A 12,953-nucleotide genomic window follows, 5' to 3' on the forward strand; every position below is an offset into this window, starting at 1 on the left:
GATTGACTGGCTGATTTTGCTTTAGGCTTAGTCGCTGACTTTTCCCGTGTATTATCTTTCAATTTAAGCCCCATCAGTTGACTTTTATTATCTCGAATAACCATGTTGGTTAATGCTTTTGCGACAAATACGCCAGTGAACATACTGGTGAGAATGCCAAGGCACAAAATAATCGCAAAGCCTTTTACTGGGCCATAACCTATGGTGTATAAAATAATTCCGGTGATCATGGTGGTAATGTTAGCGTCTAAAATGGTCGAAAAGGCACTTTTGTAACCTGTTTCAATGGCGGACAACGCCTGACGACCTCGTCTTAATTCCTCTTTAATTCTTTCAAAAATAAGTACGTTTGCATCAACCGCCATGCCAACAGTAAGGACCAACCCTGCAATCCCAGGTAGCGTTAATACAGCGCCTGGTAATAAGGACATTAGACCAAGTAAGCTCACTAAATTTAGCGCTAAAGCAATATTGGCAATAACACCTAAAGTTCGGTACCAAATAGCCATAAATAAAAGCGTAAAGGCAATACCGATACTCAGCGCTTTAATACCATTATCTATATTGTCAGCGCCAAGTGTTGCTTCAATATTACGCTGCATGACTATAGTTACCGGCGCATTTAATGAACCTGCGCGTAACAACAATGACAACTCTTGCGCCGCTTGTGGGCTCGACATATGGGTGATACTAAATTGAGCGCCTAAGTGTTGAGAAATATTAGCGACATTGATAATTTTACTTTTCTTAACGATTTCATTGTCGCTATTGCGGTGAAATTCAGAAAACACTGTCACCATAGGTTTACCAATATTATCTTTCGAGAAAGTCGACATTTTTTTGCCGCCGATACTGTCTAAGGTTAAGTTTACCAATGGCATGCCCATTTCATCTTGACCTGCACGAGCATTTTTAATGCTACTACCAGAAAAAACCGCTTTGCTATTCAAGCTTAACTTACGGCCGCTGCTATCAGCCATGTGCATAATACCGGCTGTATTTGCATCATCAGCTAGTTGGTAAAAGTCTAATGTCGCGGTAGCACCAATAATACGCTTTGCTTCTTCTGGGTTGTGCACACCAGGTAGCTCAATACGTATTCTATTTTTGCCTTGCTGTTGAGTTATCGCTTCAGTAATGCCTAACTCTTCAATGCGACCGCGCATGGTTTTCAAGGTTTGTTTCATGGTCTCTTGTCTAAATTTAACCTGCGCTTGCGGCGGATAGAGTAGTGTTAGTTTAGTATTGCTAACTTTATTAATGCTAAGTTCTGGCGCGCTTTGAGTAACAGAGCTAAGTAGCTTCTCAACTTTGCTTTGCATAGATGACGGAAAGTTAATATCTATAGAATTGTTTGTCGGCTGAGTTAACGTTATACCGCGAATACGGTTTTCTACACTGAGCGTTTTAATGTCGATCGCGATACCTTTAAGGTGTTCAAATAAGGCTCTTTCGGTGTCTACATCTAATACAAACAGAACGCCACCACTCAAGTCTAAGCCTAGCTTTATGGGTTCCATATTCATTGACTTAAACCATGCTGGTGCATTACTTTCTACTGCGCTGACAACCGCGTAATGATCACCTAACTCCGCTTTTAATAAATTTTTAGCACCTTGCTCATCAGCCTTATTGGCTAAAGTAATGGTAATGCCGCTTGCGTTAGTTGTTATTTTTTCAGCCTCTAGCTGATTACTCAGTAATAACGTGTTTAGTTTTTGCGGTGATGTTTGTTCAAGCTGACTGCTATTGTTAGTTAGCTGAATACTTGCTTTCTCAGGATATAAATTTGTTAGGGCATTAATAATCATAAATATCAGGGTGATAAGAATGACTGCATTTTGCCAGCTAATATATTTTCTGGTGGATTTGTTGCGTGTGTTCATCTTGAAATCTCTACATTTACACTATTTTGAAGCACTGAGCTTAAACAGCTTAATGGATTCAATAAGTGACCGATGGCTTTGCATCAGGTTCTAAAAAGGAAAATAGTCGATTTTGTGTCAGTAATAACGCCAAAAAGAGCATATTACTTGTACATTTTTGATGAACTAACTGTGGTAGGTGGTTCTAGCGTTGTATAAAAAGTTACCGTCTTTCCAGCCGGAAATACGAGATGAAGCTCCTTGATGATTTAATTGTTCAAACCAGTTATTTAATTTTACGGGTGGTGCTAAATTTCTAAATTCTCTTTCACTATTATTAGTTTGAAAAAATTCAATCACGAGTACATAAATTGGTGCCGTTTGCGCTTCTACAGAGAAAGTTGCCGGACTAATACTATTAATGCGAGGCAAGGTAAATAAATCTTGCGAATGCTGAACATCGAACGTTGTATGGGCTTTTTGATCTAGCTGCGTAATATCATTATGTTGTGCAAAGTTATTTTGGTTAAATTTTGAGTATGAGGAGGCATTAGCATTTTGAGCTAAGAGAAATAACACCAATAATATTGTTATATAACGCCACATGTACTTAAGCTTTTTACCATTAATAAGCTTAATGTTAGGTCTTTATTTTATTTTTCAATAGCCAGTGGTGACTTTAAATAAAATAAATATGTGTGAGCTTATTTAATTAATATATTTTGCACTTTTGATGACTCCTTTCAACATTCACCGTGTTAAGGGTGGAGTTATTGCGGTTAGCCCCCATATCAATTTATATCGCAAGTAAAAATCACCAAATTAGCTTTTTAATAGGAGTAGTAATGCAAAACTTGGAACAGCAATTAGATTTTATTTTAGAGTTAGACCGCCTCAAAGCCGTATATCGGCAGGTGATGGTAAAATCGGATAACAATAGACGGGAAAATAGTGCCGAGCATAGTTGGCATATTGCCATGATGGCTCAAACGCTTCATGTCTACGCCGCAGAGCCTGTAAATGTTGCGCGTGTCACCACCATGTTACTGATTCATGACATAGTAGAAATTGATGCTGGTGATACCTTCGCATTTGCAGCAAAAGCCGAACTTGACGCACAAGAAGCGAAAGAGCTTGAGGCCGCAAATCGAATATTTGGATTGTTGCCTAAAGCGCAATATCAAGAAATGTTAACGTTGTGGACAGAGTTTGAAGCAGCCGAAACAAACGATGCTAAATTTGCTAAAGCAATGGATCGGGTATTACCATTATTGCAAAATATGAAAAATGACGGTGGTAGCTGGGTTAAGCATAACGTGAGTAAGTCAGACGTTATTGCTCGTAACAACTTACTGGATGGGTTAGCGCCCAAGTTATGGAGCTATGTTGCAGCTCAAATTGAATTTGCCGTACAAAAAGGGTGGCTTCGCAACGATTAATCTCAACGCCTTAGTAGCTTGCTAATATGTGTAAGCTACTAAAATTTATACTATCTAACTCACTATCTAACTCACTATCTAATTTACTATCTAATTTACTATCGGAATATGTTTTTTTGGTTAACAAACCAACTACGATGTATAAACCGACTACCTAATTTAAATGTGATTATCTTTTAAATTTATGAATATAAGCTGTGGGTTTTGCTCAATTTAATGAGTGCACTCAGGCTTTATATATTGAAAACGAAAACGAAAACGAAAACGAAAACGAAAATAAAACTAAGCTTTTATGGTTAACTTACTTCTTAGCTCCCACCTCTAATCAACAAAAATAGCTTCACAACTTATGCCCGCATGGCTTTAATAAAATTTTCGAGTAATGCCATATATTCTTCTTAATACTATTAATCAAATCGGTATTACTCGATTAGTTAGTTTGCTCAAAGATGAAAGGACTACCATGCTTAAGCCGATCATTTTGCAGCAGGAGTGCGCCTATTTCGGGGGATTTATAGCAGTTACATGAGTTTATTTCGTTTAAAACTCATTATTTTCATCTAAACGTGTCAAAATACTTTAGACGTCTATACGTTTAGAGGTTGACATAGCTAGAAATCCAAGTCACATTATACTGAGATAAAAATTGTAAAGATCAATAGTGTTTTTCAGCTTTATTATATACAGATACCAAGTTAATTAATTACCCGATATTAGGTTAGCAATATGCCCATAAAAATTCCCAATGAATTACCCGCATTAACGATTTTAGACCAAGAAAATATTTTCGTGATGTCTGAACGCCGCGCCGCGGATCAAGAAATTCGCCCTATGGAAGTGGCAATTCTTAACCTAATGCCTAATAAAATTGAAACCGAAGTACAAATTTTGCGTATGTTGGCGAATACGCCACTGCAAATTAATGTTGAATTTGTTCGTATACATGCCAACGTATCTAAAAATACACCGCAAGCGCACTTAGACAATTTCTATCGCTTGTTCGATGATATTAAACATAAACAATACGATGGTTTGCTTATTACAGGTGCGCCGCTAGCGTTATTAGATTATCAACAAGTCACTTTTTGGGATAAAATTTGTGAGGTGTTTGACTGGGCTGAGCAAAACGTTACCTCAACCATGTTTTCTTGTTGGGCCGCCCATGCTGCGCTTTATCATCATTATGGTTTAAAGCGACACTTACGTAAGCAAAAGCTATCAGGTGTATATCACCACCGTTGTTTAAAGCCTGATGAACAGCTTACTCGCGGATTCGATGAAATCTTTAGTGTGCCGCACTCTCGTTATGGCTATATCGACAAGGCTGATTATCTGTCACTTGAGCATATTGAAATATTGGCCGAATCTGATGTTGCTGGGGTTTATTTAGCAGCAAGTAAAAATAAACAGCAAGTTTATTTAACAGGTCACCCAGAATACGACGCAAGCACACTCAGCGAAGAATACTTTCGAGATATTGCGGCCGGGGGCGATGTTACAATACCTAACAATTACTTTACCGATGATGACCCAGAAAAAGAAGCGATAAACATGTGGCGCAGCCATGGCAGTTTACTTTACACCAACTGGTTAAACTATTACGTTTATCAAATTACGCCGTATCAATTAGATGCAAACCATATTAAAGCAATTCACCCAGGGAAATCTCGTGTCTAAGCAATCAAATTCTCAGTCAAACTATCAATCAAACTCTCAATCAAGGACTCCAGTGCTGAAATCTGCTTCTTATGGCCTTTTACAAGCGCAGTTAGATAAGCGTATTTTAATTTTAGATGGCGCTATGGGCACCATGATCCAAGCGTATAAGTTTGAAGAGCAAGACTATCGCGGCGAACAATTTTCTGACTGGCATAGCGATGTTAAAGGCAACAACGACATGTTGGTGCTAACGCAGCCTGACGTTATTAAAGCGATTCACCGTGAGTATTTAGTTGCTGGCGCAGATATTCTTGAAACCAACACCTTTAATGCCACCACTATCGCCATGGCCGATTACGACATGGAAGATTACAGCGCAGCTATTAATCTAGCCGCAGCGCAAATTGCCCGTGAAGTAGCCGATGAGTTTACTGCGAAAAACCCTGATAAACCACGCTTTGTAGCGGGTGTTTTAGGGCCAACAAACCGTACTTGTTCAATATCGCCTGATGTTAACGATCCTGCGTATCGTAATGTCACTTTTGATGAACTAAAAGACGCTTATATTGAATCTACTAACGCCTTGCTTGATGGCGGCAGTGACATTATTTTAATTGAAACCATATTTGATACGCTAAATGCTAAAGCGGCTATATTTGCCGTAGAAACGGTTTTTGAAAACCGTGGTGAACGTTTCCCAGTAATGATTTCAGGCACGATTACCGACGCCTCAGGACGTACGTTATCAGGCCAAACAACCGAAGCCTTTTACAACTCGTTACGCCATGCTAAGCCAATTTCAGTGGGTTTAAACTGTGCCTTAGGCCCAGTTGAATTACGCCAATATGTTGCAGAGTTAAGCCGTATTTCAGACGTGGCTGTTTCTGCTCACCCTAATGCCGGTTTACCAAATGCTTTTGGTGGCTATGATTTTAGCGTTGAAGAAATGGACAAGCATATTGAAGAGTGGGGTAAAGCAGGCTTTTTAAATATTATTGGTGGCTGTTGTGGCACCACGCCAGATCATATTAAAGGCATGGCTGATGCCGTGGCTAATATTGCACCACGAGAAATTAAGCCGAAAGAAATTGCTTGTCGATTATCTGGCTTAGAAGCACTTACTATTAAAGAAGACAGTTTATTTGTTAACGTCGGTGAACGTACCAATGTAACCGGCTCGGCTGTTTTTAAACGCTTAATAACTGATGAAAACTACGACCAAGCTATTGCGGTGGCTTTGCAGCAAGTTGAAAACGGCGCACAGATCATTGATATCAACATGGATGAAGGCATGTTGGACTCGCAAGCCGCTATGGTGCGTTATTTAAACTTAATTGCTGGCGAGCCAGATATCGCCAAAGTGCCTATTATGCTCGACTCGTCTAAATGGGATATTTTAGAAGCAGGCTTAAAATGTATTCAAGGTAAAGGCGTTGTTAACTCTATTAGTTTAAAAGAGGGCGAAGACAACTTTCGCGAACAAGCCGAATTGTTACGCCGTTACGGCGCTGCGGTTATTATTATGGCGTTTGATGAAAAAGGCCAAGCCGACACGCGCGAACGTAAATATGAAATTTGTAAGCGTGCCTATCAAATTTTGGTGCACGAAATTGGCTTTCCTGCAGAAGATATTATTTTCGATCCAAATATTTTCGCCGTTGCTACCGGTATTGAAGAGCATAACAACTATGCGCGTGATTTTATTGATGCGGTAGGCGATATTAAGAAAAACCTACCACATGCTATGATTTCTGGTGGTGTCTCTAATGTGTCGTTTTCATTCCGTGGTAATAATCCGGTACGTGAAGCGATTCATGCGGTGTTTCTCTACCATGCGATAAAAAATGGTATGGACATGGGTATCGTTAACGCAGGTCAGTTAGCCATTTATTCAGACATTCCTGATAACCTGCGTTTAGCGGTTGAAGATGTTATTCAAAACTCTGATGACGGTGCAACTGAACGCCTTCTTGATATAGCACAAGAATTTCGTGGCCAAGCCGGCAGCCAAAGTAGTAAAGCCGATCTTTCATGGCGAGAATTAGAAGTTAATAAACGCCTAGAATACTCACTGGTAAAAGGTATTAACGAATTCATTATTGAAGATACTGAAGCCGCTAGATTAGTCGCTAAACGACCTTTAGATGTTATTGAAGGGCCGTTAATGGACGGCATGAATGTCGTTGGTGACTTATTTGGTGCTGGCGAAATGTTTTTACCACAAGTAGTTAAATCAGCGCGGGTAATGAAACAAGCCGTAGCGCATTTAAACCCTTATATTGAGGCGGAAAAAACCGAGATCAAATCTAACGGTAAAATACTGCTGGCCACAGTAAAAGGCGATGTGCATGACATTGGTAAGAATATCGTTGGCGTAGTATTGCAGTGTAATAATTACGAGATTATCGACTTGGGCGTTATGGTGTCGTGTGACGATATTTTACGTGTAGCCCGCGAAGAAAAAGTCGATATTATTGGTTTATCGGGTTTAATCACGCCATCGTTAGATGAAATGGTACATGTTGCCAAAGAAATGAAGCGACTAGACTTCGACCTACCGTTATTGATTGGTGGTGCGACGACCTCTAAAGCGCATACAGCGGTAAAAATTGAGCCGCAATATGAGCATCCTGTTGTGTATGTACCTAATGCTTCTCGCTCAGTTTCAGTGGTAAGTACGTTACTTTCAGATGAAAATAGAGCTGCCTTTGTTGAGCGCCAAAATGCTGAATACGTTAAAGTGCGCGAGCGTCATTATAAAAAAGGCCCACGCTCGAGTTTAATCTCATTAAAAGACGCGCGCGCCAATGCTGTGCCGATTAACTTTGATAACTACACACCAAAGGTGCCAAATAAACTAGGCGTAACCGTATTAGATAATATCGACCTAAACATCGTTAGAAACTATATTGATTGGACGCCATTCTTCATGACCTGGCAGTTATCGGGTAAATACCCGTTAATTCTTAAACATGAAGTGGTAGGCGTAGAAGCCACTAAGTTGTTTAATGATGCCAACGCCATGCTAGATGACGTGATCAACAATAAAAAATTAACCGCAAAAGCCGTTTTTGGTTTATTTCCAGCCAATCGCGAGCAAGACGATTTGCAGCTTTATACTGATGAAACGCGCACTGAGCCATTAATGAAACTGCACCAGTTACGCCAGCAAAGTAAAAAGCCTAGCGGACAATATAACCGATGTTTAGCCGATTACGTTGCTGATAAAGCTTCAGGTGTTGACGACTATGTCGGTGCCTTTGCAGTTTCAGCCGGTTTCGGCGTTGAAGCGTTAGTAAAAGCTTTTGACGCGGATCATGATGATTACAACAGCATTTTAATTAAAGCCGTTGCCGATAGATTAGCCGAAGCCAGTGCCGAGTATTTACATGAACAAATTCGTAAAGACTATTGGGGCTATGCACCAGAAGAAGATTTACCGAATGACGATTTAATTCGTGAAAAATACCAAGGTATTAGACCTGCACCAGGCTATCCTGCTTGTCCAGAACACACAGAAAAGGGCTTGTTGTGGGAACTACTTAAGGTTGACGAAAACATTGGTATGGAATTAACCTCAAGCTTTGCCATGTGGCCGGGCGCAGCGGTCAGTGGTTGGTATTTTGCCCACCCAGATTCTAAATATTTTGCCGTAGCAAAACTGGCGCAAGACCAAGTAGAAAGTTATGCCGCCCGTAAAGAAATGACTATGCCACAGGCTGAACGTTGGTTGTCGGCTAATTTGGATTATGAGCCTTCGTAAGTTATATCTTATAACGTTATTGTGTAAATAGGTCGGTGTAGTAAACTCGTTCGATAGAAGCTTAAAAGCATAAAAGTGATATAACTTAATCGGTTATATCACTTTTTGTTTTCCAATTAAGTCTATTATCTCTTAACTGGGGTGTGTGAATCCATTAAACCATGTCATGTTGACATTCCTTATAGTAAGTGGCTCAAATCAGTTTTCAACTTGCTATTGCTTAGCCCCTAAAACCAGGTATCTTTGACTTTTCCATATTGGAAAAAGCCCCACTGGCCAACACGCCGAAAGGGCGCAAAAGGAAATTTAGGCAAGGCCTTTTGATACAGGGGTAAATTGGGCGTATCCAGACCCGCCACTTTTTGTGCGAGGCGTTTACCTGCCTGCACTGAAAATGACACACCGGCGCCACAATAACCCATGGAATAGAATACGTTTTGTTGCTCATTTTGATATATATGTGGTAAATCATCAAGCGCCATGCTCAGCCAACCTGACCAAGTATAATCATAGTTAATATTTTCTAATGCAGGGAAGTTGGTTTTTAAGACCTTCAGCAAACGCTCTGAAAAATAGGGAGCTTCCGCCCCTTTACCGGTAATAGCACCGCGGCCTCCAAACAGGATCCTATTATCCGGCAGTTTACGGTAATAGTATTTCAATGCCCGTGTATCCATGATGACATTGCTGGTTAAAAAATTACAAGCTTCTAGCTGCTGTGGGGATAAAGGTTGGGTTACTATGATTTGAGATAATACCGGTAAGGTTCTGTTTTTGACTAAACCGTGAAAGCCATTGGGTGTATAACCGTTGGTGGCGATAACAACTTTTTTTGCTTTCACGATACCATTCGGGGTATGTAACACCTGTAGCGTTTTCTCGTTTTGACCTTGTTCGTGCCAGCTTTCAACTGGCGTTGCGCAATGGATTTTCACCCCTGCTTGGCGTGCTAGCCGTTGATAACCCCAGGCTAATTTTAGTGGATTGATACCAAAACCATCTTGATAACGTATTGCACCATGGGCATTTTGATCGGCCATATATTGTTGATGTAAGTCTTGTCTGGATAATATCTGTACATCATAACCAAACATTTTCTGCTGTAATTTTGCTGCCGATATCAGGTCTTTAAACATGCTAGGTTTATGGGCAACCCGAATATAGCCAGGGTCTTGCTGATCGCAGTCTATGCCTTCAGCGATCAAGCTTTTAACCGTGTCTACGCCTTCACACATCTCTTGATAAATGCCGCGCATGACTTCCTCACCCCATTGCTTTTGCATGGTAGCGTAGGGTTTTCTGCCCGAGGATTTTAAAACAAATCCACCATTGCGACCACTGGCGCCCCAAGCGGTTTGGTTTGCCTCTAACACAGTGGCTTTAATGCCATGCTCACGCGCCAGATGCAGCGCACAGGACAAACCGGTGTAACCAGCCCCCACAATTGCAACATCTACCTCTATATCGCGATCGAGCTGGCCGTCATGCTCGGGTGGGGTACCAGCGACATCTGCCCAGTAGCTGTCAGGGTATTTTTCATCGCAACCTGGCGATTTATCATGTAAGGGATCGTACATTTCTTATCCTTATTTATAATATCTTTATATTAATCGAACTTATACCGCACAGTAATTGTTGATGCAGCTAAATATTTTAGCTACTGCAACGGCCATCAATCTTGTAGACAAACTACCTGTATGCAACAGATAGCTTGACTCTGGATGCATTGATAATCAGGCGACCTGATAACTGCTAATTAATTCTCAACCAGTGTTACCCAGTCGCCGTCGATGACATCTAAGGCATGCGCCACCTCGGCAGTGATCAGCACATATTCTCTGGATAAGACCAGGTTAATTTGTCCAGCCCTAAAGCCGGAAAGTTTGTGGTTACAGGCTATATATTTCTTTTGGTTGGGTTCGACACTGGAAATTTTCACGCGTTTTGTTTCACTGACCATCACGGTTCTGATCTTCTCTAGCGCGCATATAACCGCGGGACCGGCATCATTGACCCCTATATAGTCACCGGATGTAAAGCCTTCTTTTTCTAACAAAGCCAGCGCGGGCAGCGTGTCCGGATGTACCTGATTTATGGCATCTCGTGCACTCTTCGACATCAGGCTGATATACAAGGGACACTTAGGCATTAGCTCACTGGCAAATCTCATATCGCCTATACCAATATAGTGATTTGAGAGTGCAAAACTAATGTTGCAAAAGTGCTGCTCAAACCAAGACCAAAACGGCGATTGATTGTTCTCGTCACCATAACCACGCATTTCTGCCATTATTTTCGTGGAGAATCGCTGTTTGTGATTAGCCATAAACATAAAGCGAAAACGAGACAGGGCACGGCCGTTGCCGTTAACTCTGTGACTGTTTTTTAGATATAAAGAGCAAATCTCGGTGCTTGCGGCTAAATCTGTACACAGGGTTAACGTCTGGTGCTCTTTGCGAAGTTTCAGATGATCAGAGTTATGCACACACTGCTCAATGCGGTGGTGATATAGGGGCGTTGTTACACCGACTGAGGCCTCAATGCCACTCGTACCGACAACTTCTCCGTTAGATGTATCTTGCATTACAAACAGGTAACCCTGCTGACCTGGCTCAGTGATCTTGGCATCAAATGATTGCAGCGAATGTTTAATCCGCTCTTTGAGCACTCGCCTATCATCAGGAAAGGAGGTAAAACCATTGCCGGAGTCAATGGCTATCTGATGCAAAGCGTCAAAGTCATCTAGTGTGATAGGACGAATAATGATCATGACATCACCCTAGCTACTTGTTTGCTTTGCCCATTTATTGCGTCAAGTAAATCCGAATGACAATGTCGGTGCTTATCCAAGGTTATTTTCTTGGTAAAACTAACTAATACGATTTCATGCTGGTTCCTATTCCGAGTCGCTTTATCTTTAACTCGTTTAACATGAGTAGGAGCATAACTCTGCAGTACTACCTGATCATATAGTGCATGTTGTATTTCACTAAGGCTCGACATAACAGATCTTGTTGTTGAATGATGGTTGCCATTATCTTTTAAACACCTGTCAAATTTAAGTAGCATAACAGTCAATTTAATGTATTATTTTTTACAAAACGTCACACTTATATAGCAAAAGTTATTGAGGTATTACTATGATCACTGAAGCGGAAGAGAAACTTCTTACGGTCTTAAAGAAAGATGTTCGGGCCAGCATTTCAGATATTGCCCGAGAACTTAATCTTTCACGGGCGACCGTACATGTCCGAATTGAGAAACTTGAGCGAATTGGCGTTATTAAGGGTTATAGTTTGGAATTAGGAAAAAGTTATCTGAATAACTTTATTTCAGCACACGTTTCCATTGCGACCCAACAAGACAAATCATTGCAAGTCAGAGCGACTTTATTAAAAACCCTGGATATTACAGAGGTTCACTCAGTCAATGGGGAATATGATCTTATCGCCGTGATCAAAACGAAAACCTCAGAAAAACTCGATGATATTCTACATAAGATTGCCACAATTGATGGTGTATTACGTACTAATTCTTCGATAATACTGGCGACTAGATATTCTGATTAAAGCATAGAAGTGGCTGAAGCTAAAAAAATTCAAGCTCTTTAAGGTCGGTTTTACATATTTTTATTCGCTCTTTATTAAGTTGTAATTAAAATTTTTTGTTAATTTTTTGTGCCTTAATCGATCTAGGGGCTAAAGCTTCAAAAGAATATCAAAGGGGGGCAGGGTCTGACCTATCTCCACAAATAAACGATAAAAATCAATAAAATAATTTAAAAATCAGGGAACATTCATGACGTTTAGTGATCAGATCTATCGCCAAACAAATACAACCAGGAAACGCCATGAATGTCCGCTATATTTTGCATAAAACAGTTACGCTTGTCACTCATAAAATGCACATACCATTGGGTCAGGTCTTATCTTTTGCCCTTAAGCCGTATATTGAATGTAATGGCTTGATTTAGCTTTGAAAGTAAGCTGCTTCGTCTTAACCGAGGCATTTTTATAAGCTATGCTCGGTTTTGTGTTGTGAACGTTGTCGCATAGGCAAAATACAAGACCTGACCCCATTGCTTTTTAGGGTGCTCTGTTTATATACAGTTACCGTGCGTTTCCCGCTTTCTACATCGGGTTATTCAATGGTTGATAATAACATATTGAATATAAAAGATTGGTTATGTATATTGATTTGAATAAATATTCATTAGTCGGACTGTCT

The 12,953-nt window shown here is 40.5% G+C and carries 7 protein-coding genes and 1 pseudogene; 4 read left to right on the forward strand and 4 right to left on the reverse strand.

Features of this window, described 5'->3' with window-relative positions; genetic code table 11:
* Positions 1–107: 107 nt before the first annotated feature.
* Together secD and A3Q33_RS14135 are read right to left on the reverse strand one after the other, a co-directional pair.
* A pseudogene (gene secD, locus A3Q33_RS14130) lies at positions 108–1,886 on the reverse strand (protein translocase subunit SecD); the annotation flags it as partial.
* A gap of 165 nt (positions 1,887–2,051) precedes the next feature.
* Positions 2,052–2,471 (reverse strand): hypothetical protein, encoded by a 420-nt coding sequence (locus tag A3Q33_RS14135; RefSeq protein ID WP_081180500.1) that lies wholly within the window; start codon positions 2,469–2,471, stop codon positions 2,052–2,054.
* Positions 2,472–2,710: 239 nt separating this feature from the next.
* On the opposite strand from A3Q33_RS14135, the gene A3Q33_RS14140 reads away from it, so the two are divergent.
* From A3Q33_RS14140 to metH, 3 genes are all read left to right on the forward strand, one after another.
* Positions 2,711–3,304: an HD domain-containing protein gene (locus A3Q33_RS14140; RefSeq protein WP_081180501.1), complete on the forward strand. Its 594-nt coding sequence runs from the start codon at positions 2,711–2,713 to the stop codon at positions 3,302–3,304.
* A 726-nt stretch (positions 3,305–4,030) separates the two neighbouring features.
* A complete protein-coding gene (locus A3Q33_RS14145; RefSeq protein ID WP_081182627.1) occupies positions 4,031–4,981 on the forward strand; it encodes a homoserine O-succinyltransferase in 951 nt (316 codons plus the stop codon).
* A gap of 52 nt (positions 4,982–5,033) precedes the next feature.
* On the forward strand, positions 5,034–8,726 hold the full coding sequence (gene metH / locus A3Q33_RS14150) for a methionine synthase (RefSeq protein ID WP_231295861.1): 3,693 nt from the start codon (positions 5,034–5,036) through the stop codon (positions 8,724–8,726).
* Between the two features lie 227 nt (positions 8,727–8,953).
* On the opposite strand, the gene A3Q33_RS14155 is transcribed toward metH, so the two are convergent.
* On the reverse strand, positions 8,954–10,303 hold the full coding sequence (locus A3Q33_RS14155) for an NAD(P)/FAD-dependent oxidoreductase (protein ID WP_081180503.1): 1,350 nt from the start codon (positions 10,301–10,303) through the stop codon (positions 8,954–8,956).
* Between the two features lie 179 nt (positions 10,304–10,482).
* Positions 10,483–11,496 carry an arginine N-succinyltransferase gene (locus A3Q33_RS14160; RefSeq protein ID WP_081180504.1) on the reverse strand — a complete coding sequence of 338 codons (1,014 nt, stop codon included), beginning with the start codon at positions 11,494–11,496 and terminating at the stop codon, positions 10,483–10,485.
* 370 nt (positions 11,497–11,866) lie between these two features.
* Here A3Q33_RS14160 and A3Q33_RS14170 point away from each other — a divergent pair, with 370 nt between their 5' ends.
* The gene (locus tag A3Q33_RS14170; protein ID WP_081180506.1) at positions 11,867–12,295 is read left to right on the forward strand and encodes an Lrp/AsnC family transcriptional regulator; all 429 of its coding nucleotides are present in this window, start codon (positions 11,867–11,869) and stop codon (positions 12,293–12,295) included.
* Positions 12,296–12,953: the final 658 nt, after the last annotated feature.

It is taken from the genome of Colwellia sp. PAMC 21821 (assembly GCF_002077175.1).
GTDB lineage: Bacteria > Pseudomonadota > Gammaproteobacteria > Enterobacterales > Alteromonadaceae > Cognaticolwellia.

What these genes read in the sequence shown, in the direction of transcription:
- A3Q33_RS14135 (WP_081180500.1), bottom strand. Translation starts at nt 2,471, where the DNA reads ATGTGGCGTTATATAACAATATTATTGGTGTTATTTCTCTTAGCTCAA.
- A3Q33_RS14145 (WP_081182627.1), top strand. Translation starts at nt 4,031, where the DNA reads ATGCCCATAAAAATTCCCAATGAATTACCCGCATTAACGATTTTAGAC.
- A3Q33_RS14160 (WP_081180504.1), bottom strand. Translation starts at nt 11,496, where the DNA reads ATGATCATTATTCGTCCTATCACACTAGATGACTTTGACGCTTTGCAT.
- A3Q33_RS14140 (WP_081180501.1), top strand. Translation starts at nt 2,711, where the DNA reads ATGCAAAACTTGGAACAGCAATTAGATTTTATTTTAGAGTTAGACCGC.
- A3Q33_RS14155 (WP_081180503.1), bottom strand. Translation starts at nt 10,303, where the DNA reads ATGTACGATCCCTTACATGATAAATCGCCAGGTTGCGATGAAAAATAC.
- A3Q33_RS14170 (WP_081180506.1), top strand. Translation starts at nt 11,867, where the DNA reads ATGATCACTGAAGCGGAAGAGAAACTTCTTACGGTCTTAAAGAAAGAT.